Genomic DNA, 23,599 nt, shown 5'->3' on the forward strand with positions numbered 1-23,599 from the left:
GAACTAGCCGAACTTGTTGTTCAACACGAGGTCGGCAAACACCTTGCCGCCCACCGAGATGTGGTCGCGCATCGCCTCCGCGGCGTTGTCCGCGTGGCCTTTGAGAATCCACTCGACCACCCGTTCGTGCTCCCGCTGTGAAGCGGCGAGCCGGCCAGGCTTCTCGAACATCCGCCCGCGGTAGGCCGCGATGCGCAGGCGCACCGTCTGCGCCTGTTCCACGATGAAGGGGTTGCCGCTGGCGCGGTAGATCACGTCGTGCAGCGCGGCGTTGGCCTGCTGGTAGGCCTCAGCATCGTCCGCCTGCGCCTGCGCGGCGGTGCCGGCCAGGGCGCGCAGCAATTCGTCGCGCAGCGCCGGCCCGATGCGCAGCGCGGCCAGCCGCGCCAGCACGCCTTCGAGCTCGCCCAGCGCTTCCATCATCGCCACCAGTTCGTTCGCCCGCAGCTGGCGCACGTAGATGCCGGTGCGCGGAACGATGTCGACCAGCCCGCGCGCACTGAGCAGCAGCAGCGCCTCGCGCACCGGCGTGCGCGAGGTGTTGAAGCTCAGGGCCAGCGCCTTTTCGTCGATGGGCATGCCGGGCGACAGCACGCCGCCCAGGATGTCTTGTTCGAGCCGGGCGCGGATGCGGTCCTGCAGGCTGGTGGTGTCGAGGGTTTTCGCGGGTTGCATGGCGATCTGGATATTAGCTAACCTTACAGATATATCAATTCATCTGTTTGGTACATCAATGTCCCCCACCCTCGCGATCAACGGCCACGTCGCCTACCTGACGCTGCACCGTCCTCAAGCCGCCAACAAGCTCACGCCGGACGACCTGCCCGTGCTGATCCAGCATGTGGACACGGTGAACCGCACGCCCGAGGTGCTGGTGCTGGTGCTGCGCGCCGAGGGCAAGTACTTTTGCAGCGGGTTTGATATATCAGAAGTGGCGACCCAGAGCCAGACCGAGGGCCGCAGCTTCGGCGAGATGGTCGATGTGTTCGAAAACTGCCGCGCGGTCACCATCGCGGCGGTGCACGGCGGCGTCTACGGCGGCGCGACCGACCTCGTGCTGGCCTGCGACTTCCGCGTGGGCGCCCGCGCCGCCGAGATGTTCATGCCCGCCGCCCGGCTCGGCCTGCACTACTACCAGAGCGGCATGGAGCGCTACGTGTCGCGGCTCGGGCTGGACACGGCCAAGCGCCTCTTCCTCACTGCCGAGAAGCTCGACGGCGCCGCGATGCGCGACTGCGGCTTTCTCACGCAACTGGTCGACGACGCAGCGGCGCTCGACACCGAGGTGCAGCGCCTGCGCACCGTGCTCGCCGGCATGGCGCCGCTGGCGCTGCTGGGCATGAAGAAGCACCTGAACCAGATCGCGCGCGGCACCGCCGATGCCGCTTCGATCGCGCGCGAGGTGCAGCGCACCGTCGCGTCCGAAGACCTCGCCGAGGGCGGCCGGGCCTGGCGCGAGAAGCGCACGCCGGTGTTCCAGGGCCGCTGAGCGCGCCCGCCCTTCCCCCCACAAGACTCAGGAGACAAACCCATGAAGCAAGAACTGCGAGCCCTCTCGTTCGCGGCCGCCGCGCTGCTGGCCTCGGCCGGCGCGCTGGCCGACACCTACCCCGCGCGGCCGATCACGCTGGTGGTGGGCTTCCCCGCCGGCGGCGGCGCCGACACCGTGGCGCGCATCGTGAGCGACAAGATGGCCAAGCTGCTCGGCCAGCCCATCGTCATCGACAACAAGCCGGGCGCCGGCACCACCATCGCATCGGACCAGGTCGCGCGCGCCGCGCCCGACGGCTACACGCTGCTGCTGGGCAGCGCCAACCTCTACGGCAGCGACAAGCTGCTCTACAAGAGCGTGAAGTACGACGGCGCCAAGAGCTTCGTGCCGATCTCGCGCTGGAGTTCCGCGCCGATGCTGCTGGCCGTCAACAAGGACGTGAGCGCAAAGACCGTGCAGGCGCTGATCGCCGAGGCACGGCAGAACCCCGGCAAGCTGGCGTACTCGTCGTCGGGCGCGGGCGTGGTCACGCACCTGGCCGGCCTGTCGTTCGAGAAGGCGGCCGGCGTGCAGATGCTGCATGTGCCGTACAAGGGCGGCGCCCCGTCGATCCAGGCGGTGGCCGCGGGCGACGTGCAGCTCACCTTCGGCACGCCGCCGTCGGTGCTGCCGATGGCGCAGGGCCAGAAGCTGCGCGTGCTGGCCGTCACCTCGGGCCAGCGCTCGCCGCTCTTTCCCGACGTGCCCAGCGTGGCCGAGGCCGGCGTGAAGGGCTACGACTACACCTTCTGGTTCGGCCTCTTCGCACCCGCAGGCCTGCCGCCGGAGGTGACGCAGAAGCTGTTCGACGCCAGCGTGGCGGCGCTGAACGACCCCGAGGTCAAGGCGCGGCTGGAGAAGTCGGGCAACGAGTCGGCACCCTCCCAGTCGCTGGCCGAATTCCGTGCCTGGGCCCTGGTCGAAGGCGCGAAGTCGAAGGAACTCACCGCGCGCTCCGGCGCGAGCATCGAATGACGCAAGCCGAACTCAAGGCAGGCCCGCTGCGGGGCTTCACCGTCATCGACCTGACCCGTGTGCTCGCAGGCCCGTACTGCACGATGCTGCTCGCCGACCTGGGCGCGCGCGTCATCAAGGTGGAGCAGCCCGGCCTGGGCGACGACGCACGGCAGATCGGCCCGTTCGTCGAGGGCGACTCGGCCTACTTCATGTCGGTCAACCGCAACAAGGAGTCGATCGCGCTCGACCTGAAGGCGCCGGCCGACCGCGCGGTCTTCGAGCAGTTGCTGGCCACGGCCGACGTGCTGGTCGAGAACTTCCGGCCCGGCACGATGGAAAAGCTGGGCTACGACTGGCCGACGCTGCAGGCGCGCTTTCCAAAACTGGTGTTCACCTCGGTCTCGGGCTTCGGCCAGACCGGGCCGTACAGCAAGCGCCCCGCCTACGACATGGTGGTGCAGGCGATGGGCGGCATCATGAGCCTCACCGGCCACCCGGGCGCACCGCCGACGCGCGTGGGCGTGTCGATCGGCGACCTCGGCGCCGGCCTGTACGCGGCCATCGGCACGCAGGCCGCGCTGCTGCAGCGCGGTCGCACGGGCGTGGGGGACAGGGTCGACGTGGCGATGCTCGACTGCCAGGTCGCGCTGCTCGAGAACGCCATCTCGCGCATGGAAGCCGAGGGCCGCGCGCCGGGGCCGATCGGCTCGCGGCATCCGTCGATCACGCCCTTCGACGTGTTCCGCGCGGCCGACGGCTGGTTCGTGATCGCGGCGGGCAACGACGCGCTGTTCCAGCGCCTGTGCACCGCGCTCGACCTGCCCGCGCTCGCCGAGGACGCGCGCTTTGCCACCAACGCGGCGCGCTGCCAGCACCACGAAACGCTGAAGCAGCTGCTTGAGGAACGCCTGTCGACTGCGCCCTGCGCGCACTGGCAGGCGCTGCTGATGCAGCACAACATTCCCACCGGCGACTACAACGACGTGGCGGCGGTGGTGAAAGACCCGCAGGTGCAGGCGCGCGAGATGCTGGTGCAGGTGCGCACGCAGGGCGGCCAGTCGCTCACGGTGGCGGGCAACCCGGTGCATGTCGGCGGGCTGCGCACGCAGGTGCGCCGGCAGCCGCCGCGGCTGGACCAGGACCGCGAAGCGATCCTGGCGTCACTCGCCCAGGCTTGAGCAGGACAAGGCCTGCGGGTGCAGAATCCGGCCCATGCAACGCAGTGACCGCCTCCGCCCCTTCGTCCTTTCCGCACTCGGCCTCGCGAGTGCGCTGCTGCTGAGCGGCTGCGCGGTGGTCAGCGTCGCGAGCACCGCCGTGAGCGTGGGTGCCGGCGCGGTCGGCCTCGCAGCCGATGCCGCCATCGGCACCGCGCGCATCACCGGCAAGGTGGTGGGCGCGACGGCCGACGCGGTGATTCCCGACAGCAAGGACTGACAGCCGTTCAGCGCGGCAACCCGAGCGCCGCGAGGTGCGGCGGCGTGTGCTGCGCTTTTTCCTTGCGCACGAAGGCCGAACGCAGCGCCGCGTGCGGCTCGGCGGGATCGAAGAAATTGCGCCGCATGTGCGCCAGCTCCTCGTCCCGATAAGCCTGCAGCGGCTTCGCCGCCTCATCGTGGGCACGCGCCGCCTGCTTCTGCGCGACGCGCGTAGCCAGGTCCGGCGATGCCGCCAGTTGGGCGGCCAGCCGCCCGACCTCGTCACCCAGCTCTTCCGGCGCAACCTGCAGCACCCGCTGCGCCAGGCCCAGCGCCACCGCACGCTTCGCACTCACAGGCAGCGCCGACTGCGTGAGCCGCGCGGCCTCGTCGGCGCCCACGCGGCGCGGCAGGCTGTAGGTCCAGTATTCGGAGCCGTGCAGGCCCATCAACGTGTAGTGCGGGTTGAGCACCACGCCGTCGCGGCACCACACCTCGTCGGCCGCGAGCGCGAGCATCACGCCGCCCGCCGCGGCATTGCCGCCCAGCGCGGCCACCGTGAGGCGGTCGGTGGTGGTGAGCACGGCCTCGACCAGGTCGTTCATCGCGTGGATGTTGGCCCATGACTCCTCGGCCGGATCGGCCGCCGCCTCGATCAGGTTCAGGTGGATGCCGTTGGAGAAAAAGTCGCGCAGCCCGCCGAGCACCAGCACCGACGTCGGCCGGGTGCAGGCGAAGCGGTAAGCGGCGAGCAGACGTCGGCATTGCGCGGTGCTCATGGCGCCGCCCGCGAACGAGAAGTTCAGCACGCCGACGGGGCCGTGCTCGCTGTAGCGCATGTCGGTCCAGGTGCGGCGGCCAGCGGGCAACTCGAGCGGCGCGGGCACTTCGGGCAGGCCCGCAGGCAGCCGCGCGCCCAGCGCCTCGACGGCCGGCAACTTGTAGCTCGGCAGGCCGGAGCCCGGTTCGCGCCAGGGACGCAGCTGGGTGAGCCAGACCGCGCCGTCCACGGTGGCGCGGCAGACCGCGCCGGTGCGGGTGGCGATCAGGTCGCCGGGCGTGCCACGCAGTTTGTCTTCGGCATGGCCGCCGTGCAGGAACCACGATGCGCCCTGCAGCTCGTCGCGCACGCCAGGCTGCGAGTCGGCCGCGCGCAAATGCTGCAGCACCGATTCGGTGGTCTGCGTGGCCCAGTCGATGCGGCGCTCGGCCTGCTTCATGAAGGGCCGCCAGCCGGCGGCGAGGTCGGCCGCCTTCTGCCGCTTCGGCTTGTAAGTGCCCGAGGCGAAACGTTCGACGGCCAGCAGCACCGCGTCGACGGCGGCATCGGCCACCTCGCCGCGGTAGAGGTCGCTCTTGCCGGCCTGCGGCGGCACCTTCAGCGGCGACCAGGCCCAGACATCGCCCGCGTCCATCTCGGCCACGGCTTCGAGCACGGTGACGCCCCAGCTGGCGACGCCGCCCTGCAGCGTCCGGTCGAGCGAGGACGGGCCGCGGTCGCCGGGCGGGCCCGGATGCACGATCAGGCAGGTGTGGGCGCGCCAGACATCCTCGGGAATTGCGGTGGTCAGCATCGGCGCGATGAGCAGCGCGGGCGCGTGCTGGCGCACCGCTTCGCGCAAGGCCTCGTCATCGCCGAGCGCCAGCACGATGCCTGCTGTGTGACCCCGATCCTGGAGTTCGGCCAGCACGCGCTGCGTGAGGCTGTTGAAAGCGCTCGCGACGAGCAGGATGTGCATGGGCGACCTCATTGACGTTTGTTTCTAAACGTCAAAAATGTATCTTTCAGCCTCGCCGCCGATAAGCTGACTGAAAGTACTCACCCCCGGGAAATCGCGGGCCCGCCGCAACGGTCGGGCCACAATGACCGCACATGTCATCGCCGCTGAACCTCACCCGCTTTCGCCCCCGCCTGATGGACACGATGGCGGGCTACGACCGGGGGCGGTTCCTGAGGGACCTGGGCGCGGGCGCCACGGTGGGCATCGTGGCGCTGCCGCTGGCCATGGCGTTTGCCATCGCCTCGGGGCTCAAGCCCGAGGCCGGCATCTGGACGGCGATCATCGCGGGCTTCCTGATCTCGCTGCTGGGCGGCTCGGCCGTGCAGATCGGCGGACCGGCGGGCGCGTTCATCGTGATCGTCTACGGCATCGTCGAACGCTACGGCGTGGCCAACCTGCTGATCGCCACCGCCTGCGCGGGCGTGCTGCTGTTCATGGCGGGGCTGTTCGGGCTCGGGCGGCTGGTGCGCTTCGTGCCGCTGTCGATCGTGGTGGGTTTCACCAACGGCATCGCGGTGCTGATCCTGCTGTCGCAGCTCAAGGATTTGCTCGGCCTCACGGTGGAGCGCATGCCGGCCGACGTGTTCTCGCAGCTGCACGCGATGGCGCTGCGGCTGGACACCTTCAATCCGCACGCCTTCGCGCTCGGGCTGGCCTGCGTGCTCGGCCTGCTGGCGTGGTCGCGGCTGTTTCGCGGTGACTCGGCGCTGGCGCGTGCGGTGCAGCGCGTGGGTGGCCGATGGGTGCAGACGCGCCCGGTGCAGATCGTCGGGCGCATCCCGGGGCCGATCGTCGCGCTGGTGTCGCTCACGCTGGTGTCGTGGGGCTTCGCGCTGCCGGTGGAAACCATCGGCACGCGCTTCGGCGGCATTCCCGAGGGCGTGCCGGCCTTCGCGCTGCCCGATTTCTCGTGGGAGACCGTCAAGCAGCTGGTGACGCCGACGCTGACCATCGCGCTGCTCGGCGCCATCGAGTCGCTGCTGTGCGCGCGCGTGGCCGACCAGGTCAGCGGCCAGCCGCGCCACGACCCCAACCAGGAGCTGATGGCGCAGGGCATCGCGAACATCGTCACGCCTTTCTTCGGCGGCATGCCGGCCACGGGCACCATCGCGCGCACCGTGACCAACATCCGCTCGGGCGGCAGCTCGCCCATTGCGGGCATCGTGCATGCGGTCACGCTGCTGCTCGTCGTGCTGCTGGCGGCGCCGCTGGCGCGCCACGTGCCGCTCGCGGTGCTGGCGGGCATCCTGGTGTTTGTCGGACTGAACATGGGCGAATGGCGCGAGTTCACGCCCGGCCAGCTGCGCCACTTCAGCCGCCACTACCGGCTGCTGATGCTCGGCACCTTCTTCCTCACCGTGGTGTTCGACCTCACGGTGGCGGTGCAGGCGGGCCTCGTGCTCGCGTGCGCGCTCTTCATCCGGCGCATGAGCGGGCTGTTCAGCGTCGAACTCGTGACCTTGCAGCCGCCGGTGCTCACCTACCGGCTGTACGGCGCCATGTTCTTCGGCGCGGCGGCCAAGCTCGACGAAGCAGTGAACGCCGCGGAGCGCGCGCCGCGCGGCATGACGGTGGTGCTCGACGCCACGCACCTGATCTACATCGATGCGACCGGCGTCGATGCGCTGCGGCAGTTGCACCGGGCGGTGCTGGCGCGCGACGGGCTGCTGCGCATCGAGTCGCTGCAGCCGCAGCCGCTCGAGGTGCTGGAACGCTCGGGGTTTGCCGAGGAGCTGACGACGGGCCAGCCCGGCGCGTCGCACGGCGCGTAGCTGTTACGGCGCTTCGGTGCCCCGATCAGGCGACGACCCGCTGCGCACCACGCGCTGGTCGTCGTTCAGCGTGGCGGTGAAGACCATCGCCGAGCTGGGCGGCTGCACCCAGCGCCATTCCCATTCAGTCTCGCGCTTGAGCGCATAGGGCGTGACCTTGGCCGGCTTGCCGAGCAGCTTGCGCAGGTCTTCCATCATCATGCCGGGCTGCACCTTGGCGAAGTTCTCGGGCGTGAGCACCTGGCGCAGCGCGCTCATCTTGCCGTCGGCGCCGATGGTGATCATGTAGTTCTTCTGGCCCTGCGGCTGGCGGTTGAACTCCAGCACGCGGCCATTCGGCACGTCCCAGACGTTCTCGGGTTCGCCGAAGCGCGCGCGCACGTCGGCCTCGGTCGAGACGCCTTCTTCGAGCTCGCTGATGCGCTGCGGATCGCAGCCGGCGAGCCCGATGAGCCCCGCCAGCAGAGCCGCTGCAAGGCCGATCCGGCCCTTCTGAAATCGTTGCATGCCGTCCCCGGTAAAATTCGAGCGATAAAGGTCCAGTCTATGTCCATCTTCCGCCGCCCCCACTACACCTCCGAGATCACGAACTTCATCGAGGAGATGAAGGAAAAGAAGCCGACGCTGGAAGCCGAACAGCGCGCCGGCCGCGCCCTGCTCTGGGACAAGCACCTCGACCGCAGCCTGCTCGAGGAGTACAGCGAAGCCCGCGTGCCGATGCAGCCGTACGTCTACCAGACCCAACCCAAGTGAATGGTGCCCACCCGGCATCCCGCCGCCCCGCGTGCGCGCACAGCTATTAAGTTGATAGCAACCGCCTCATGAGCGCAGACGAGGACAACGGCACGATCGTGGCCAGCATGCCCGAGGTCGTCGACCAGGTCGCCCTGGCCCGGCTCTACGGCGAGCCGCTGTTCGCGATGCCGAAAGACCTGTACATCCCGCCCGAGGCGCTGCAGGTTTTTCTGGAGGCCTTCGAGGGCCCGCTCGACCTGTTGCTGTACCTGATCCGCAAGCAGAACTTCAACATCCTCGACATCCCGATGGCGGGACTCACGCGGCAGTACCTGAGCTACGTCGACGAAATTCGCCAGACGAACCTCGAACTCGCGGCCGAATACCTGCTGATGGCCGCGATGCTGATCGAGATCAAGTCGCGCATGCTGCTGCCGCCCAAGAAGGTGGCCGACGGCGAAGAGGCCGAAGACCCGCGCGCCGAGCTGGTTCGCCGGCTCATGGAGTACGAACAGACCAAGCTGCAGGCCGCCGCCATCAGCGCGCTGCCGACCTACGGGCGCGACTTCTGGAAGGCGCAGGTCTACATCGAGCAGTCGATCAAGCCGCGCTTCCCCGAGGTCGACGTGGTCGAACTGCGCGACGCCTGGGCCGACATCATGAAGCGCGCCAAGCTCGTGCAGCACCACAAGATCTCACGCGAAGAGCTCAACGTGCGCGAGCACATGAGCATCGTGCTGCGCCACCTGCAGGGCCAGCGTTTCGTCGAGTTCGAGAAGCTCTTCGACGTCTCGCGCGGCGTGCCGGTGCTGATCGTCACCTTCATCGCGATGCTCGAGCTCGCGAAAGAAACACTGATCGACATCACGCAGGCCGAAGCCTTCGCCCCCATCTACGTCCGACTGGCCTATTCGCCCGCCTGACCCAACCGGTTCCACTCCCCGTGACTTCTGCCGTACGTGACTTCGACGTCCTCATCGTCGGCAGCGGCCTCGCAGGCCTCTCCGCCGCGCTGCACCTGGCCCCCACCCACCGCGTGGCCGTGCTCACCAAGCGCGCGCTGAACGACGGCTCCAGTGCCTGGGCGCAGGGCGGCATCGCGGCCGTGCTGGCGGCGGGCGACAGCTTCGACGCCCACGTGGAAGACACGCTGGTGGCCGGCGCCGGCCTGTGCGACCCCGAAGCCACGCGCTTCGTGGTCGAAGGCGCGCCGCAGGCCATCGGCTGGCTGCGCGAACTGGGCGTGCCCTTCTCGGAAGAAGGTGGCGATCTGCACCTGACGCGCGAAGGCGGCCACAGCCAGCGCCGCATCGTGCACGTGACCGACGCCACCGGCGCGGCCGTGCAGCAGGTGCTGATCGAGCGCGTGCGCCGCACGCCCAACATCACGCTGTTCGAGCACCACACGCTGGTCGACCTGGTCACCGGCACCAAGCTCGGGCTGGCCGATCCGTCGTGCCAGGGCCTGTACGCGCTGGACGACGAGACCGACGAGGTGCTGGCCTTCCGCGCGCCGCACACCATCCTGGCGACCGGCGGCGCCGGCAAGGTGTACCTGTACACCACCAACCCCGACACCGCCACCGGCGACGGCATTGCCGCCGCCTGGCGCGCGGGCTGCCGGGTGTCGAACCTGGAGTTCATCCAGTTCCACCCGACCTGCCTGTACCACCCGCACGCGAAGTCGTTCCTGATCAGCGAGGCGGTGCGTGGCGAAGGCGGGCTGCTGAAATTGCCCGACGGCACGCGCTTCATGCCAAAGCACGACGAACGCGCCGAACTCGCACCGCGCGATGTGGTGGCCCGCGCCATCGACTTCGAGATGAAGAAGCACGGGCTCGATTGCGTGTACCTCGACATCTCGCACCAGCCGCCCGCGTTCCTGAAGGAACATTTCCCCAACATCCTGGCGCGCTGCCTGGAGCTGGGCATCGACATCACGCGCGAGCCGATTCCCGTGGTGCCCGCCGCGCACTACACCTGCGGCGGCGTGCTCAGCGACCTGGCCGGGCGCACCGACATCCCGGGCCTGTACGCCATCGGCGAAACCGCCTGCACCGGCCTGCACGGCGCCAACCGGCTGGCCAGCAACTCGCTGGTCGAGTGCATGGTGTTCGCGCGCGCCGCGGCCGATGCCATTGCCGGCGCCCCGTCGCGCGAACGCGCCGCGCTGCCCGCCTGGGACGAAAGCCGCGTCACCGACGCCGACGAAGCCGTGGTCATCTCCCACAACTGGGACGAGCTGCGCCGCTTCATGTGGGACTACGTCGGCATCGTGCGCACCAACAAGCGCCTGGAGCGTGCGAGCCACCGCATCGCGCTGCTGCAGGCCGAGATCCAGGAGTTCTACGCGAACTTCCACGTCACGCGCGACCTGCTCGAACTGCGCAACCTGGTGCAGGTGGCCGAGCTGATCGTGCGTTCCGCGCAGGCCCGCCACGAGAGCCGTGGCCTGCATTTCAGTCGCGATTACCCTTCGCTGGCCGAGCCCACCGCACCCACCGTGCTGGTGCCGCCGGTCGACTGAGCCCACCCTTCGTCACCTTTCGATCACCCTCAGGATGCCCGGCCACCGACGCCCGCAGGGAGAAAGCCAACCATGTCGAACACACCTTCCACACCCCCCCCACCGTCCGAAGCGCCCGCCGGCACGCCCTACGGCACGCTGCCGCCCGCCTCGCCGCTGGCGCAGCGCAAGCCCGTGAGCCTGCCGCGGCTGGCGGACATGCATGCGCGCGGCGAAAAAATCGCCATGCTCACTGCCTACGACGCCACCTTCGCGGCCATGGCCGACGCGGCCGGCATCGACTGCCTGCTGGTCGGCGACTCGCTGGGCATGGTCTGCCAGGGCCTGAACAGCACCGTGGGCGTGAGCCTGGACGCCATGCGCTATCACACCGACAGCGTCTCGCGCGGCCTGCGCCGCGTGCAGGGCACGACCTGGCTCATCGCCGACCTGCCCTTCGGCAGCTACCAGGAGTCGCGCGAACAGGCCCTCGCCAGTGCCACCGTGCTGATGCAGGCCGGCGCGCACATGGTCAAGCTCGAAGGCGGCGGCTGGACCACCGAGACCGTGCGCTTCCTGGTCGAGCGCGGCATTCCCGTGTGCGCCCACCTAGGCCTGACGCCGCAGACCGTGCATGCACTCGGCGGCTACCGCGTGCAGGGCAAGGGCGACACCGCCGGCGCGCTGCTCAAGCAGCAGGCCCACGCGCTGCAGGACGCGGGCGCCGCCATGCTGGTGCTCGAGATGGTGCCGGCCGCGCTGGCCGCCGAACTCACCACGGAGCTGAAACACTGCGCCACCATTGGCATCGGGGCCGGCCAGGCCACCGCGGGCCAGGTGCTCGTGCTGCACGACATGCTGGGCATCAACCTCGGGAAGATGCCGAAGTTCGTGCGCAACTTCATGGCCGACGCGCCGGGCGTGCTGCCCGCGCTGCAGGCCTACGTGCAGGCCGTGAAGAACGGCAGCTTCCCCGACGACCGCCTCCACGCCTGGTAAGCCCAGAAAGACACCGACCATGTACATCGCCAAGACCATCGACGAACTGCGCCAGCACCTGTCTTCCAGCCGCCGCCCCGCCTTCGTGCCCACCATGGGCAACCTGCACGAGGGCCACCTCGCGCTCGTGCGCCAGGCCAAGCCGCTGGGCGACGCCACCGTGGCGAGCATCTTCGTGAACCGCCTGCAGTTTTTGCCGCACGAAGACTTCGACACCTACCCGCGCACCTGGGACAGCGACTGCGAGAAGCTGCGCGCCGCCGGCTGCGACGTGCTGTTCGCGCCCGACGAGAAGGCGCTCTACCCCGAGCCCCAGACCTGCAAGGTGCACCCCGACCCGGCGCTGGCCGACCTGCTCGAAGGGCACTTCCGCCCCGGCTTCTTCATCGGCGTGTGCACGGTGGTGATGAAGCTGTTCCAGTGCGTGCAGCCACGCGTGGCCGTGTTCGGCAAGAAGGACTACCAGCAGCTCATGATGATCCGCCACATGGTGCGGCAGTTTGCGATGCCCATCGAGATCGTGGGCGGCGAGACCTTCCGCGCCGACGACGGCCTGGCGCTCTCGTCGCGCAACGGCTACCTGAGCGCCACCGAACGCGCCGAGGCCGTGCAGCTGTCGAAGGCGCTGCGAGACATGGCCGAGGCCGTGCGCGCCGGCGAGCACGACGTGGCCGCCCTCGAGGCGCGCGCCATGCAGTCGCTCGCGCAGCGCGGCTGGCAACCCGACTACCTCGTGCTGCGCCGCCGCGCCGACCTGCAGGCGCCGAAGGCCGGCGATGCACTCGTGGCCCTGGCCGCCGCGCGGCTGGGCAGCACGCGGCTCATCGACAACCTCGAAATCGACACCCCGCTCGCTTCATGACTTACAGCGTCAAAGAAATCTTCTACACCTTGCAGGGCGAAGGCGGCCAGGCTGGCATGCCGGCCGTGTTCTGCCGCTTCGCCGGCTGCAACCTCTGGACCGGCCGCGAGGAAGACCGCGACACGGCCGTCTGCCGTTTCTGCGACACCGACTTCGTCGGCACCGACGGCACGCTGGGCGGCAAGTTCAAGAGCGCCGACCAACTCGCCGACACCATCGCCGCGCAATGGCCCGCCGGCGACACCGCGCACCGGCTGGTCGTGCTCACCGGCGGCGAGCCGCTGCTGCAGGTCGATACGGCGCTGGTCGACGCGCTGCACGCGCGGCACTTCCGCATCGCGGTCGAGAGCAACGGCACGGTCGCCGCACCCGAAGGCATCGACTGGCTGTGCATCAGCCCCAAGGCCGGCGCGCCGTGGGTGCAGCAGCACGGCCAGGAGCTCAAGCTGGTGTGGCCACAGGCCGGTTTCGACCTCGACACGATGGCGCGCACCGGCGAGTTCACGCACCGTTTCCTGCAGCCGATGGACGGACCCGACCGCCTCGCCAACACCGAACGCTGCATCGACGAATGCATGAAGCAGCCGTTGTGGCGCCTCAGCGTGCAGACCCACAAGATCACGGGCATCCGCTGACGCGGCAGCCTCTTTCTTCTCTTTTCTCTGTTTCCGAGTTTCTTTTTTCTTCCGACGATGCGCTTCACCATCAGCCAACGCTTCTTCTTCGACGCCGCCCACACGCTCAAACGCGAGATCGAAGTCGAAGGCAGCCGCCGTATTCACGGCCACACCTACCACGCAGAGGTGTGGCTGGCGGGCGAGCGCGACCCGGTTACGGGCATGGTGATCGACCTGGGCCTGCTGCGCCGGCGGCTCGAGGACGTGCGCGAGCAGCTCGACCACCATCTGCTGGACGACGTGCCGGGGCTGCATCCGCCGACGCTGGAGAACCTGTGCGTGTTCATTGCAGAGGCGTTGCCGGATCTGCGGGCGTCGCTGGCGCGTGTGCGCGTGTGGCGCGAGGCGCTGGGCGATAGCTGCACGGTGGAGTTTAAAGTCTTGCTCCCTCTCCCCTCGGGGAGAGGGTTGGGGTGAGGGTGAGCGGCAATCAACGCGGCGCGATGTTGTGAGGCCCCTGCCCTCACCCTAACCCTCTCCCGCACGCGGGAGAGGGAACAAGACTTCAGGCGGCGCCGATGCCCTCGATCAGACTGCCAGGCTGCTGCCCATTCCTCAACCCAGCCGTGAACGCCAGCATCCGATCGATCGGCACGCGCGCCCGCACGCCCAGTGCCGGATCGACGTGGATCTCGCCCGCGCCGGTTTCCAGCGCATTCGCGAGTTCGACCAGCCCGTTCATCGCCATCCACGGGCAATGCGCGCAACTCTTGCACGTGCCGCCGTTGCCCGCCGTGGGCGCTTCGATGAAGGTCTTGCCGGGGTTCAGCGTGCGCAGCTTGTGCAGCATGCCGGTGTCGGTCGCGACGATGAACTCGGTCGCGTCGAAGCGCTGCGCCGCGTTCAGGATGGCCGAGGTGGAACCCACCGCATGCGCCAGCGCGATCACGTCCGACGGCGACTCGGGGTGCACCAGCACCTTGGCCTTCGGGTGTTCCTTCATGAGCAGCTCGAGTTCGAGCGACTTGAATTCGTCGTGCACGATGCACGCGCCGTTCCAGCTGACCATGTCGGCGCCGGTCTGGCGGCGGATGTAGTCGCCCAGGTGGCGGTCGGGGCCCCAGAGGATCTTCTGGCCGGCCGCGTGCAGCGCGTTCACCACATCGAGCGCGCAGCTGGAGGTGACGAGCCAGTCGGCGCGCGCCTTCACGGCCGCGCTGGTGTTGGCGTAGACCACCACGGTGCGGTCGGGATGCTGGTCGCAGAAGGCGCTGAATTCGTCGACCGGGCAGCCCAGGTCGAGCGAGCAGTTCGCGTCGAGGTCGGGCATCAGCACGCGCTTCTCGGGCGAGAGGATCTTCGAGGTCTCGCCCATGAAGCGCACGCCCGACACCACCAGCGTGGTGGCGGCGTGGTCGCGGCCGAAGCGCGCCATCTCGAGCGAATCGCTCACGATGCCGCCGGTTTCCTCGGCCAGATCTTGCAGGTCGGGGTGCACGTAGAAGTGCGACACCATCACCGCGTTGCGCTCGCGCAGCAGGCGGCGAATGCGGTCCTTCAGCGCGATGCGTTCATCGGGCGAAGGCTCGGGGGGCACGCGGGCCCAGGCGTGGCGCGTGTCGCAGACCGAGCCCTCCGCGGGCTGTTCGTAGTCGACATCGATGACGGAAGCGGTCGTCATGGCGGTTCAGTGATTCAGGAAGCGCATCGAGTAGTCGATGGCCTTCACGTCCTTGGTCAACGCGCCGATCGAGATCCGGTCGACACCGGTCTCGGCCAGGGCGCGCAGGCCGTCCAGCGTGACGCCGCCCGAGATCTCGAGCACGGCCTTGCGATCGTCGCCCACGGCGTCGTTCAGGCGCACGGCCTCGCGCAGCGTGGGCAGGTCCATGTTGTCGAGCAGCACCATGCGGGCGCCGGCGTCCAGCGCTTCCTGCAGCTGGGCCAGGGTCTCGACTTCGACCTCGACAAACGCGGCCTGCGCGGCCACGGGTGCCACCGCGCGCAGGGCGGCGGCCACGCCACCGGCCGCGGCGATGTGGTTTTCCTTGATGAGCACCGCGTCGTACAGGCCGATGCGGTGGTTCAGCCCGCCTCCCGTGCGCACGGCGTACTTCTGCGCCAGGCGCAGGCCCGGCAGGGTCTTGCGGGTGTCGACGATGCGCGCGCGCGTGCCCTTCACGGCGTCGGCGTACAGCGAGGTCTTGGTGGCGACGGCACTCAGCAGCTGCAAAAAGTTGAGCGCGGTGCGTTCGGCCGTCAGCAGCGCGCGGGCGCCACCCTCGATTTCGAGCACGGGCTGGTCGGCGGCGCAGCGTTCGCCCTCGCCGCACAGCCAGGTGATGCGCGCCTGCGGATCGAGCCGCCGCACGGTGGCCTCGACCCAGGGCGCGCCGCACACCACGGCGGCTTCACGCGCGAGCACGCGGGCATGGGCCGTGCGGGAGGCGTCGACCAGCGAGGCGGTCAGGTCGCCGTCGGCGACGTCTTCCTGCAGGGCGCGGGCGACATCGGACTCGGCCAGCGCGGCGACGGCCGACGCCGAGAAATCAAAGCGAAGGCTCATGTCTCTGGAATCTCTAATTTTCAGGAGGAGTGACGGGGGACCGAACCGGCTTGCACCGATTCCGGCACCGGGTCGCGCCCGGTCAGCGCCGCAACGGCATCGCGCGGGCTCACCTGGCCGTCGAGCAGCGCGACCACGCCTTCGGCGATGGGCATCTCGATGCCCAGGCCGCGCGCGCGCTGCACCACGGTGCGGGCGCAGTACACGCCCTCGGCCACGTGGCCCAGCGAATCGACGGCCTGCGCGAGCGTGCGGCCCTGGGCCAGCAGCAGCCCGACCTTGCGGTTGCGCGAAAGGTCGCCGGTGGAAGTCAACACAAGATCGCCCAGGCCCGACAGGCCCATGAAGGTGTCGGCGCGGGCGCCGAGCGCCAGGCCGAAGCGGGTCATTTCGGCCAGGCCGCGGGTGATCAGCGCCGCGCGGGCGTTGAGCCCGAGCGCGAGGCCGTCGCACAGCCCGGTGGCGATGGCGAGCACGTTCTTCACGGCGCCGCCGACTTCGACGCCGACGATGTCGTCGTTGGCGTACACGCGCAAGGCCGGGCCGTGGAAGGCGTCGACCAGCGCATCGCGCACGCCGGCGTGCGGGCTGGCGGCCACCAGCGCGGTCGGACGCCCTTCGGCGACCTCCTGCGCAAAGCTGGGGCCGCTGAGCACGCCCGCCTTCAGTTCAGGCGCGACCTGCGCCCAGATTTCGTGGGCGAGCAGGCCGAAGGCGGTGGGCGAGGTATCGAGCGCAGGCTCGACGCCCTTGCACAGCCACGCCACCGGCACGGTGGTGCCGCGCAGGGCGATCAGCTGTTCGCGCAGGGCAGCCATGGGCGTGGCGACGATGACGAGGTCGGCCCCGGCCTGCGCCTGGGCGATGTCGCCCGCGCGCACGGTCAGCGAGGCCGGCAGGGCCAGTCCGGGAAGGTAGCGGGTGTTTTCACGCGCGGCCGACATGGCGTCGGCCTGGGCGGCGTCGCGCGCCCACAGCGTGACCTCGTGGCGGGCCGCCGCGTTGACTGCGACGGCCGTGCCCCAGGCACCGGCGCCATGAACGCAGATCTTCATCGTGCGCTGGCGGCGTCGTGCGGCCGGTTTACTGGGCCAGGGTGGGTGCAGCCTGGCCGGCGGCCTGGGCTTGCTGCTGCTCGTACATGGCCTGGAAGTTGATTTCGGCCAGGTGCACGGGCGGGAAGCCGCCGCGCTGGATCACGTCGGCGACGTTGCCGCGCAGATACGGGTAGACGATCTGCGGGCAGGCGATGCCCAGGATCGGACCCATCTGGTCTTCCGGCAGGTTGCGGATCTCGAAGATGCCGGCTTGCTTGGCCTCGACCAGGAACACGGTGCGGTCGTCGATCTTGGTCTGCACGGTGGCCGACACGGTGATCTCGAAGATGCCGTCGGCCACGGGCTGGGCGTCCACGCCGAGCTGGATGTCGACGGTGGGCTGCGTCTGCTCCAGCAGGATCGCGGGCGAGTTGGGTTGTTCGAGCGACAGGTCCTTGAGGTAGACGCGCTGGATCTGGAACACGGGATCTTGGGCTTGCTGGTCGGCCATGGCTGAACTTTCGAGGATCAAAACAATGCCCGCCGGGGAGAGGGTCCCGCAGCGGGCTGCAGATGAGGGAACAAACGATTATCGCCCGACGGCCCGCGCACTTTCGTGACGCCCGGCCGCCGTGGGCTTCAGGCGGCCTGCAGCAGCGGGACGAGGCCGCCGCGGCTGTCGAGCGCCTGCAGGTCGTCGCAACCGCCCACGTGGGTGTCGCCGATGAAGATCTGCGGCACCGTGCGGCGCTGGGTGATCTCCATCATGGTGTTGCGGGCTTGCGGGTCGGTGTCGATGCGGATCTCTTCGATCTCTTCGACGCCCTTGGCCTTGAGGATCTGCTTGGCACGCGTGCAGTACGGGCAGAACGCGGTGGTGTACATCTTGACGGCTTGCATGCGCTTTACCTTGGGGAAGAGTTAAGCCTTTTCAACCGGCAGATTAGCCTCTTTCCAGGCCTTGAGCCCGCCAGCCACCGCTTGGGCCTGCTCGTAACCGAGCTTCTTGGCCGTGGCCACGGCGCGCTGGGCGCGGGCGCCGGTGGCGCACACCAGCAGCAGCGGCACGTTCTTGTTCTTGACCGTGCCAGCCAGCTTTTCCTCGAGCAGGTTCAGCGGGACGTTCTTGGCGCCGATCATGTGGCCGCCAGCAAACTCTTCGGGTTCGCGCACGTCGACCAGCACCGCGCGCTCGCGGTTGATGAGCTGTACAGCACCCTGGGCCGTGAGCGTGCCACCGCCCGCACCCCGGAGCATCGGCCAGGCCAGCATGCCGCCCGACGTGAGCGCCATCAGGATCAGCATCCAGTTCGCGGTGACGAATTCGATCAATTTCACGGGGGTTCCTTGGATGGCAAACCCGGGATTTTAGAATGCTGGTTTTCCCACGCGCTGCCAAAGGCCTCCGACATGCACAAACTGGTACTGATCCGCCATGGCGAATCGACCTGGAATCTCGAAAACCGTTTCACCGGCTGGACCGACGTCGACCTGACCGAGACCGGCGTCGAGCAGGCCAAGCAGGCCGGCCGGCTGCTCAAGGCCGAGGGCTACGACTTCGACGTGGCCTACACCAGCGTGCTCAAGCGCGCCACCCGCACCCTCTGGCACACGCTCGACGAACTCGACCGCACCTGGCTGCCCGTGGTGCACTCCTGGCGCCTCAACGAACGCCACTACGGCGGCCTGCAGGGCCTGAACAAGGCCGAAACCGCCAAGAAGTACGGCGACGAGCAGGTGCTGGTCTGGCGCCGCAGCTACAGCACCCCGCCGCCGCCGCTGGAAGCCGACGACCCGCGCAGCGAGCGCTCCGACGTGCGCTACGCCAAGCTGTCGCCCGAGCAGATCCCGCTGACCGAGTGCCTGAAGGACACGGTAGCGCGCGTGCTGCCGTTCTGGAACGAGTCGATGGCCCCGGCCATCCGCACCGGCCGCCGGCTGGTGGTGGCCGCGCACGGCAACTCGATCCGCGCGCTGGTGAAATACCTGGACGGCATCTCGGACGACGCCATCGTCGGCCTGAACATCCCGAACGGCATTCCGCTGGTCTACGAGCTCGACGACGACCTCAAGCCCCTGCGCCACTACTACCTGGGCGATGCCGCAGCCGCCGAAAAGGCCGCCGCCGCGGTGGCGTCGCAAGGCAAGGGCTGAAGACGTAAGCAAAAGAAGAAAACCCGGCTTGCCGGTCCCTCCGTGGAACCCCGGCAGGCAATTTGCTTCCAAGCTGTGTATATTGGTTCGACAGCCGTCGACATACAGGACATTTCACTCATGATGGGCCAGAAACTGAAGATCACCGGCTGGGTCGCCGCCGGCGCCGTTGCTGGCGTCCTGACCACCGTCTCGCTGCAGACGGTCGCGCGAGGTTCGCTCGCGCCGCTCCCCCTCGAGGAACTGCAGCAGCTCGCAGCCGTCTTCGGGATGGTCAAGAGCGACTATGTCGAGGCGGTCGATGAGAAGAAACTCATCTCCGACGCCATCTCGGGCATGGTCGCCGGGCTCGATCCGCACTCGCAGTACTTCGACAAGAAGTCCTTCAAGGAATTCCGCGAGGGCACCACGGGCCGCTTCGTCGGCGTAGGCATCGAAATTTCGCAGGAAGACGGCCTCATCAAGGTCGTCTCCCCCATCGAGGGCTCGCCGGCCTTCCGCGCCGGCTTGAAGCCGAACGACCTGATCACCAAGATCGACGACACCGCCGTGCGCGGCCTGTCGCTCAACGAAGCCGTCAAGCGCATGCGCGGCGAGGCCAACACCAAGGTGCTGCTGACCATCTTCCGCAAGGACGAGAGCCGCACCTTCCCGGTCACGATCACGCGCGAGGAAATCCGTACCCAGTCGGTGCGCGGCAAGATGATCGAGCCGGGCTACGGCTGGATCCGCCTGTCGCAGTTCCAGGAGCGCACGGTCGACGACTTCGTCAAGAAGATCGAAGAGCTATACAAGGAAGACCCGAACCTCAAGGGCCTGGTGCTCGACCTGCGCAACGACCCGGGCGGCCTGCTCGATGCGGCGGTGGCGGTGTCGGCGGCCTTCCTGCCCGAGAACGTCACGGTGGTCACCACCGACGGCCAGCTGGCCGAAAGCAAGTCGATCTACAAGGCGGCGCCCGAGTTCTACCAGCGCCGTTCGGGCAGCGACCCGCTGCGCAACCTGCCGGCAGCGCTCAAGAACGTGCCGCTGGTGGTGCTGGTGAACGAAGGCTCGGCCTCGGCCAGCGAAATCGTGGCCGGCGCGCTGCAGGACCACAAGCGCGCCACCATCATGGGCAGCCAGACCTTCGGCAAGGGCTCGGTGCAGACGGTGCGCCCGCTCGGCCCCGACACCGGCCTGAAGATCACCACGGCGCGCTACTACACGCCCAGCGGCACCTCGATCCAGGCCAAGGGCATCGTGCCCAACGTGCTGATCGATGAAAGCGCCGAGGGCAGCCCCTTCGCCGCCCTGCGCATGCGCGAGGCCGACCTCGAGAAGCACCTGGCCAGCGGCCAGGGCCCCGAGGTGAAAGACCCCGAACGTGAAAAGGCCCGCGACGAAGCCCGCAAGCGCCTCGAGGAAGAAGCCAAGAAGCCGCCGCAGGACCGCAAGGTGCCCGAGTTCGGCACCGACAAGGACTTCCCGCTGGTGCAGGCGCTCAACCGCCTGAAGGGCCAGCCGGTGCTCGTGAGCAAGACACAGGTCATCGTCGACAACAAGGACGAGAAGAAGGAAAACTGATCCGGCAAGCGGGCCGCACCCTGCGTGCGGTTCGCGCCACCGGCGTTTTTCCTTCCTCCGCGAAGTTCCAGGCAGCGCGCATGGACGATCACGACCTGCTGCGCTATTCGCGCCACATCCTCCTCGAAGAATTCGGCATCGACGGCCAGGCGCGCGTCAGTGCCGGGCGGGTGCTCGTCATCGGCGCCGGCGGGCTGGGCTCGCCGGTGGCCCTGTACCTCGCGGCAGCGGGGGCCGGCCACATCGTGCTGGTCGACGACGACGAGGTCGATCTCACCAACCTGCAGCGGCAAGTGGCCCACACGCACGCGCGGGTGGGGCAGCCGAAGGTCGCCTCCGCCGCGCAGGCCATGCGCGACATCAACCCCGACATCGCCATCGAAACCCACGCCGTGCGCGCCGACGAGGCGCTGCTGTCGCAGCTCGTGGCCGCTGCCGATGTGGTGGTCGACTGCTGCGACAACTTCGCCACCCGGCAGGCCGTGAACCGCGCCTGCGTGGCGCACGCCAAGCCGCTGGTGGCGGGCGCGGCGATCCGCTTCGACGGGCAGTTGAGCGTGTACGACACGCGCGACGCGGCCTGCCCCTGCTACGCCTGCCTGTTCCCGCCCGAGGCCAGCTTCGAGGAAACGCGCTGCGCGGTGCTCGGCGTGTTCGGCCCGGTCGTCGGCACCATCGGCACGCTGCAGGCCAGCGAGGCGCTCAAGCTGCTGGCGGGCATCGGCCCATCGCTGGCGGGCAAGCTGCTGATGTTCGACGGGCGCAGCACCAGCTTCGACACGCTGCGCGTCTCGCGCGACCCGCACTGCAGCGTCTGCGCGCAACGGCCTCAGGCCGGCGCCTGAGCGCCCGCCCTATTCTTCTTTCTTTCGTCAAGGCTGACGGGCGCCCTTGGCCCGCGCGGCACCGCGCGACGCCGCCCCCGTCGTCGGCCGGTTCGCCAACGCCAGCACGCCCGTGCAGTCGGCGTTCTCGCCGGGCCCGGTCTCGATGGTCGCGGCCAGCGCCAGCAGCGGGTTGATGGCGCCGAGCGCCAGCGCCGCCAGCCCACGGCCGGCCAGCGGCCCGATCTCGACGCCGCCCTTGGGCGCGCCGAAGGTGCCGCTCACGACCAGCGGCGTGCGCAGCGACAAGATGCTCGGGCTCTTGGGCTCGGGGCGGATCACGAAGTCCAGCGACTCGGTCGCGAGGTTGGCCTGCCCGGTGGCGGTGAAGACGGCGTTGGTGGTGTCCAGCACCAGCGTGCGCCCGTTCATCACGCCCTTGTTCACGTCGAAGGCCAGCGCCGCGCAGCGCAGTTCGACGTCGCGATCGCCGCGCAGCAAGAACTTGAGGATGTCGCCGCCCACCAGCGTCGCGAACACGGGCATCAGGTTGCCGAACTGGCCGCGCCCCGACAGCACCGCCATGTCGCCCGAGGCACTGCCGAGCCAGCTGGCCACCGAATTGCCGGCGCCCGACAGGTTGATGCGCCCGTCGAGCCGGCCGACGCTGTTGCCCGAGTTCTCGAGCTTGGGAATCAGCCGCGCCAGCCGAAGGCCGCGCACGTCGAGCGAGGCGCGGATGTCGGCCGGTGTCTTGGTGGCGTCGATGCGGATGGCGCCCGCGAGCTTGCCGTTGGCCACGCCCAGATCGAGCGGGTCGAGCGACAGCACGCCGTCGGTCAGCTTGATCTTGACGCTGCCGCGGTCCAGCGGCACCTGGCGCACATTGCGGATGGTTTCGGCGGTGTAGCCCACGTCGGCGTTCATGGCGTGCAACCGCCCGAAGTCGAAGGGGTTGGTCGGCAGCACCTTGCCGCCGGGCGGGCGCTTGGGTTGGGCAGAGGCGACCGGCGCCACGCCTTCCACCGCGTTGGCGGAACGCGCCGTGGGCGGTAGGCCGATCAGCGGGCCGAGGTCGTCCATGTCCATCACGCGCGAGCGCAGCGTACCCGACAGGCGCGGCACCTTGCCGGCCTGGTCGAAGCTCATGTCGCCGCCGATGTCCGACAGGCCCAGCCGGCCGTTGAGCCCCGTCGCGTCCCAGACCTTGCCGCGCTTGCGCAGGCCGCCGCTCAGCGCGTAGGGCGGGGTCTGCGGCAGCACGACGCCGGTCAGCGGGAACAGCGCGCTCAGCGTCTGGCCCTTGACCTGGAACGTGGCGTCGATGCCGTCGAAGCCCGCGAGCTGGGCCACCGTGCCGCTGGCCTTGAGCTTCGTCTGGCCGGCGGCGGCATCGATCTCCAGCGGGAACGGCGGCGCGCCCGCGGCGTTGATCTGCAGCACGTTGCCGGTGCGCCCGTTTGCCGTGAGCGGCTGGCCCTTGTAGCGGCCCTTGATGCGGTAGTGCAGCGGCAGCTCGCCGCGGTTGCTGTCGTAGTCGAGGTCGGCATGCACGTCGACGCCCAGGTGCGTGGCCAGGAAGTCGACGGCGCCCTGGTCGACCTGGATCAGGCCGATGGTGGGCACGGTGCCGGTGTCCGAGGTGTCCTTGCCGAAGGCCCAGGTGCGGCGCCCGTCGGGCTCCATCTGCAGCCCGACGGTGGGCGCGGTGAGCGCCAGGCGCGGAATGACCACCCGCTTGTCGATGAGCGGCCAGAGCCGGATCTCGAAGCTCGCGCGCTCGGCTTTCACCAGGTAGGGGTCGCGCGCCCACTCGGGGTTGGCGAACTCGATGCCGTCGAAATTCACGGTGGCGGCTTTCCAGCCCAGGTCGACGTCGAGCCGGCGCGTGATCTCGAACTTGCGACCGGTCTTCTCGCTCACGAAGCGGTTGAGCGGCTCGCGCAGCGAGTCCCACGGAAAGAAGGCGACGAGGAGCGCGAACGCGGTCAGCAGGACGGCGACCAGCAGCACGAAGGCCGCCAGCAGTTTCTGCCAGCGCGGCCGGGCGCGAAGGGATTGGGTTGCCATGGTCGATTCTTACCCGGATGCGCGCCCGGGCCGGGTCGGCGGCGGGCCGCAGACCCCGTGCGGCTTGGCCTACGGGAGGGCGCGAAGCCGCGTGAAGACAGCCGCCTGCACAGGCGTCGGAACCCGCCTACAACGCGCGGCCCTTGAACCCTGCATGATCCACTGCGGGAAAGCCTCAATGTCCATGGGCAGGCTCTCTCCTCC

General features: G+C 69.1%; 25 protein-coding genes. 15 read left to right on the top strand and 10 right to left on the bottom strand.

Annotation, left to right across the window (positions count from 1 at the left end):
- Positions 1–3 precede the first annotated feature (3 nt).
- On the bottom strand, positions 4–675 hold the full coding sequence (locus tag IG196_RS23740) for a GntR family transcriptional regulator (protein ID WP_192193276.1): 672 nt from the start codon (positions 673–675) through the stop codon (positions 4–6).
- A 58-nt stretch (positions 676–733) separates the two neighbouring features.
- On the opposite strand from IG196_RS23740, the gene IG196_RS23745 reads away from it, so the two are divergent.
- From IG196_RS23745 to IG196_RS23760, 4 genes are read left to right on the top strand one after another with little or no spacing between them, the layout of a single operon-like run.
- Entirely contained in the window at positions 734–1,489 is a 756-nt protein-coding gene (locus IG196_RS23745; protein ID WP_192193277.1) for an enoyl-CoA hydratase/isomerase family protein, read from the top strand.
- Positions 1,490–1,531: 42 nt separating this feature from the next.
- Positions 1,532–2,506, top strand: a complete 975-nt coding sequence (locus IG196_RS23750; RefSeq protein ID WP_192193278.1) for a Bug family tripartite tricarboxylate transporter substrate binding protein — start codon at positions 1,532–1,534, stop codon at positions 2,504–2,506.
- A complete protein-coding gene (locus tag IG196_RS23755) occupies positions 2,503–3,666 on the top strand; it encodes a CaiB/BaiF CoA transferase family protein (RefSeq protein ID WP_192193279.1) in 1,164 nt (387 codons plus the stop codon). The genes IG196_RS23750 and IG196_RS23755 overlap by 4 nt, the downstream gene beginning before the upstream one ends.
- A gap of 34 nt (positions 3,667–3,700) precedes the next feature.
- Positions 3,701–3,925 carry a hypothetical protein gene (locus IG196_RS23760; protein ID WP_192193280.1) on the top strand — a complete coding sequence of 75 codons (225 nt, stop codon included), beginning with the start codon at positions 3,701–3,703 and terminating at the stop codon, positions 3,923–3,925.
- Positions 3,926–3,932: 7 nt separating this feature from the next.
- Here the strand turns inward: IG196_RS23760 and IG196_RS23765 are convergent, their stop codons facing one another.
- Positions 3,933–5,645, bottom strand: coding sequence for a hydrogenase maturation protein (locus tag IG196_RS23765; RefSeq protein ID WP_192193281.1), 1,713 nt, complete (start codon positions 5,643–5,645; stop codon positions 3,933–3,935).
- A 134-nt stretch (positions 5,646–5,779) separates the two neighbouring features.
- Between IG196_RS23765 and IG196_RS23770 the strand changes: the two genes are divergently transcribed.
- Positions 5,780–7,459, top strand: coding sequence for a SulP family inorganic anion transporter (locus IG196_RS23770; RefSeq protein WP_192193282.1), 1,680 nt, complete (start codon positions 5,780–5,782; stop codon positions 7,457–7,459).
- Between the two features lie 3 nt (positions 7,460–7,462).
- Here the strand turns inward: IG196_RS23770 and IG196_RS23775 are convergent, their stop codons facing one another.
- Positions 7,463–7,966 (bottom strand): outer membrane protein assembly factor BamE, encoded by a 504-nt coding sequence (locus IG196_RS23775; protein WP_192193283.1) that lies wholly within the window; start codon positions 7,964–7,966, stop codon positions 7,463–7,465.
- A 39-nt stretch (positions 7,967–8,005) separates the two neighbouring features.
- Between IG196_RS23775 and IG196_RS23780 the strand changes: the two genes are divergently transcribed.
- The 7 genes from IG196_RS23780 to IG196_RS23810 all read left to right on the top strand — a co-directional run bounded on the left by IG196_RS23780 (position 8,006) and on the right by IG196_RS23810 (position 13,655).
- The gene (locus IG196_RS23780; protein WP_056578352.1) at positions 8,006–8,212 is read left to right on the top strand and encodes a DUF3460 family protein; all 207 of its coding nucleotides are present in this window, start codon (positions 8,006–8,008) and stop codon (positions 8,210–8,212) included.
- Positions 8,213–8,280: 68 nt separating this feature from the next.
- The gene (locus tag IG196_RS23785) at positions 8,281–9,117 is read left to right on the top strand and encodes a segregation and condensation protein A (RefSeq protein WP_192193284.1); all 837 of its coding nucleotides are present in this window, start codon (positions 8,281–8,283) and stop codon (positions 9,115–9,117) included.
- 20 nt (positions 9,118–9,137) lie between these two features.
- Entirely contained in the window at positions 9,138–10,721 is a 1,584-nt protein-coding gene (nadB, locus tag IG196_RS23790; protein WP_192193285.1) for an L-aspartate oxidase, read from the top strand.
- A 72-nt stretch (positions 10,722–10,793) separates the two neighbouring features.
- A complete protein-coding gene (gene panB / locus IG196_RS23795) occupies positions 10,794–11,699 on the top strand; it encodes a 3-methyl-2-oxobutanoate hydroxymethyltransferase (RefSeq protein WP_192193286.1) in 906 nt (301 codons plus the stop codon).
- Between the two features lie 19 nt (positions 11,700–11,718).
- Positions 11,719–12,561: a pantoate--beta-alanine ligase gene (panC, locus tag IG196_RS23800; RefSeq protein WP_192193287.1), complete on the top strand. Its 843-nt coding sequence runs from the start codon at positions 11,719–11,721 to the stop codon at positions 12,559–12,561.
- Positions 12,558–13,196, top strand: a complete 639-nt coding sequence (gene queE, locus IG196_RS23805) for a 7-carboxy-7-deazaguanine synthase (protein ID WP_192193288.1) — start codon at positions 12,558–12,560, stop codon at positions 13,194–13,196. The genes panC and queE overlap by 4 nt, the downstream gene beginning before the upstream one ends.
- A 57-nt stretch (positions 13,197–13,253) precedes the next feature.
- Positions 13,254–13,655: a 6-pyruvoyl trahydropterin synthase family protein gene (locus IG196_RS23810; RefSeq protein ID WP_192193289.1), complete on the top strand. Its 402-nt coding sequence runs from the start codon at positions 13,254–13,256 to the stop codon at positions 13,653–13,655.
- Between the two features lie 88 nt (positions 13,656–13,743).
- Here IG196_RS23810 and nadA read toward each other — a convergent pair whose 3' ends face one another.
- The 6 genes from nadA to IG196_RS23840 all read right to left on the bottom strand — a co-directional run bounded on the left by nadA (position 13,744) and on the right by IG196_RS23840 (position 18,086).
- Complete coding sequence (nadA, locus tag IG196_RS23815; protein ID WP_192193290.1) at positions 13,744–14,859, bottom strand: quinolinate synthase NadA; 1,116 nt, start codon at positions 14,857–14,859, stop codon at positions 13,744–13,746.
- A gap of 6 nt (positions 14,860–14,865) precedes the next feature.
- The gene (gene nadC, locus IG196_RS23820) at positions 14,866–15,744 is read right to left on the bottom strand and encodes a carboxylating nicotinate-nucleotide diphosphorylase (protein WP_192193291.1); all 879 of its coding nucleotides are present in this window, start codon (positions 15,742–15,744) and stop codon (positions 14,866–14,868) included.
- Between the two features lie 20 nt (positions 15,745–15,764).
- On the bottom strand, positions 15,765–16,799 hold the full coding sequence (locus tag IG196_RS23825; protein ID WP_192193292.1) for an NAD(P)H-dependent glycerol-3-phosphate dehydrogenase: 1,035 nt from the start codon (positions 16,797–16,799) through the stop codon (positions 15,765–15,767).
- A gap of 28 nt (positions 16,800–16,827) precedes the next feature.
- Positions 16,828–17,292, bottom strand: coding sequence for a protein-export chaperone SecB (secB, locus tag IG196_RS23830; RefSeq protein ID WP_099792246.1), 465 nt, complete (start codon positions 17,290–17,292; stop codon positions 16,828–16,830).
- A 128-nt stretch (positions 17,293–17,420) separates the two neighbouring features.
- Positions 17,421–17,681: a glutaredoxin 3 gene (grxC, locus tag IG196_RS23835; RefSeq protein WP_101489017.1), complete on the bottom strand. Its 261-nt coding sequence runs from the start codon at positions 17,679–17,681 to the stop codon at positions 17,421–17,423.
- A 21-nt stretch (positions 17,682–17,702) separates the two neighbouring features.
- Positions 17,703–18,086 (bottom strand): rhodanese-like domain-containing protein, encoded by a 384-nt coding sequence (locus IG196_RS23840; protein WP_412556395.1) that lies wholly within the window; start codon positions 18,084–18,086, stop codon positions 17,703–17,705.
- A gap of 105 nt (positions 18,087–18,191) precedes the next feature.
- On the opposite strand from IG196_RS23840, the gene gpmA reads away from it, so the two are divergent.
- The 3 genes from gpmA to IG196_RS23855 all read left to right on the top strand — a co-directional run bounded on the left by gpmA (position 18,192) and on the right by IG196_RS23855 (position 21,346).
- On the top strand, positions 18,192–18,935 hold the full coding sequence (gpmA, locus tag IG196_RS23845; protein ID WP_013543140.1) for a 2,3-diphosphoglycerate-dependent phosphoglycerate mutase: 744 nt from the start codon (positions 18,192–18,194) through the stop codon (positions 18,933–18,935).
- 123 nt (positions 18,936–19,058) lie between these two features.
- Complete coding sequence (locus IG196_RS23850) at positions 19,059–20,501, top strand: S41 family peptidase (RefSeq protein WP_153286197.1); 1,443 nt, start codon at positions 19,059–19,061, stop codon at positions 20,499–20,501.
- A gap of 80 nt (positions 20,502–20,581) precedes the next feature.
- Positions 20,582–21,346 carry a HesA/MoeB/ThiF family protein gene (locus IG196_RS23855; protein ID WP_192193293.1) on the top strand — a complete coding sequence of 255 codons (765 nt, stop codon included), beginning with the start codon at positions 20,582–20,584 and terminating at the stop codon, positions 21,344–21,346.
- 27 nt (positions 21,347–21,373) lie between these two features.
- On the opposite strand, the gene IG196_RS23860 is transcribed toward IG196_RS23855, so the two are convergent.
- Positions 21,374–23,395 (bottom strand): AsmA family protein, encoded by a 2,022-nt coding sequence (locus IG196_RS23860; protein WP_192193294.1) that lies wholly within the window; start codon positions 23,393–23,395, stop codon positions 21,374–21,376.
- Between the last annotated feature and the right edge of the window lie 204 nt (positions 23,396–23,599).

The sequence above is a fragment of the Variovorax sp. 38R genome, from assembly GCF_014843395.1.
GTDB lineage: Bacteria > Pseudomonadota > Gammaproteobacteria > Burkholderiales > Burkholderiaceae_C > Variovorax > Variovorax paradoxus_H.

What these genes read in the sequence shown, in the direction of transcription:
- IG196_RS23740 (WP_192193276.1), bottom strand. Translation starts at nt 675, where the DNA reads ATGCAACCCGCGAAAACCCTCGACACCACCAGCCTGCAGGACCGCATC.
- IG196_RS23745 (WP_192193277.1), top strand. Translation starts at nt 734, where the DNA reads ATGTCCCCCACCCTCGCGATCAACGGCCACGTCGCCTACCTGACGCTG.
- IG196_RS23750 (WP_192193278.1), top strand. Translation starts at nt 1,532, where the DNA reads ATGAAGCAAGAACTGCGAGCCCTCTCGTTCGCGGCCGCCGCGCTGCTG.
- IG196_RS23755 (WP_192193279.1), top strand. Translation starts at nt 2,503, where the DNA reads ATGACGCAAGCCGAACTCAAGGCAGGCCCGCTGCGGGGCTTCACCGTC.
- IG196_RS23760 (WP_192193280.1), top strand. Translation starts at nt 3,701, where the DNA reads ATGCAACGCAGTGACCGCCTCCGCCCCTTCGTCCTTTCCGCACTCGGC.
- IG196_RS23765 (WP_192193281.1), bottom strand. Translation starts at nt 5,645, where the DNA reads ATGCACATCCTGCTCGTCGCGAGCGCTTTCAACAGCCTCACGCAGCGC.
- IG196_RS23770 (WP_192193282.1), top strand. Translation starts at nt 5,780, where the DNA reads ATGTCATCGCCGCTGAACCTCACCCGCTTTCGCCCCCGCCTGATGGAC.
- IG196_RS23775 (WP_192193283.1), bottom strand. Translation starts at nt 7,966, where the DNA reads ATGCAACGATTTCAGAAGGGCCGGATCGGCCTTGCAGCGGCTCTGCTG.
- IG196_RS23780 (WP_056578352.1), top strand. Translation starts at nt 8,006, where the DNA reads ATGTCCATCTTCCGCCGCCCCCACTACACCTCCGAGATCACGAACTTC.
- IG196_RS23785 (WP_192193284.1), top strand. Translation starts at nt 8,281, where the DNA reads ATGAGCGCAGACGAGGACAACGGCACGATCGTGGCCAGCATGCCCGAG.
- panB (WP_192193286.1), top strand. Translation starts at nt 10,794, where the DNA reads ATGTCGAACACACCTTCCACACCCCCCCCACCGTCCGAAGCGCCCGCC.
- panC (WP_192193287.1), top strand. Translation starts at nt 11,719, where the DNA reads ATGTACATCGCCAAGACCATCGACGAACTGCGCCAGCACCTGTCTTCC.
- queE (WP_192193288.1), top strand. Translation starts at nt 12,558, where the DNA reads ATGACTTACAGCGTCAAAGAAATCTTCTACACCTTGCAGGGCGAAGGC.
- IG196_RS23810 (WP_192193289.1), top strand. Translation starts at nt 13,254, where the DNA reads ATGCGCTTCACCATCAGCCAACGCTTCTTCTTCGACGCCGCCCACACG.
- nadA (WP_192193290.1), bottom strand. Translation starts at nt 14,859, where the DNA reads ATGACGACCGCTTCCGTCATCGATGTCGACTACGAACAGCCCGCGGAG.
- nadC (WP_192193291.1), bottom strand. Translation starts at nt 15,744, where the DNA reads ATGAGCCTTCGCTTTGATTTCTCGGCGTCGGCCGTCGCCGCGCTGGCC.
- IG196_RS23825 (WP_192193292.1), bottom strand. Translation starts at nt 16,799, where the DNA reads ATGAAGATCTGCGTTCATGGCGCCGGTGCCTGGGGCACGGCCGTCGCA.
- secB (WP_099792246.1), bottom strand. Translation starts at nt 17,292, where the DNA reads ATGGCCGACCAGCAAGCCCAAGATCCCGTGTTCCAGATCCAGCGCGTC.
- grxC (WP_101489017.1), bottom strand. Translation starts at nt 17,681, where the DNA reads ATGCAAGCCGTCAAGATGTACACCACCGCGTTCTGCCCGTACTGCACG.
- IG196_RS23840 (WP_412556395.1), bottom strand. Translation starts at nt 18,086, where the DNA reads ATGCTGATCCTGATGGCGCTCACGTCGGGCGGCATGCTGGCCTGGCCG.
- gpmA (WP_013543140.1), top strand. Translation starts at nt 18,192, where the DNA reads ATGCACAAACTGGTACTGATCCGCCATGGCGAATCGACCTGGAATCTC.
- IG196_RS23850 (WP_153286197.1), top strand. Translation starts at nt 19,059, where the DNA reads ATGGGCCAGAAACTGAAGATCACCGGCTGGGTCGCCGCCGGCGCCGTT.
- IG196_RS23855 (WP_192193293.1), top strand. Translation starts at nt 20,582, where the DNA reads ATGGACGATCACGACCTGCTGCGCTATTCGCGCCACATCCTCCTCGAA.
- IG196_RS23860 (WP_192193294.1), bottom strand. Translation starts at nt 23,395, where the DNA reads ATGGCAACCCAATCCCTTCGCGCCCGGCCGCGCTGGCAGAAACTGCTG.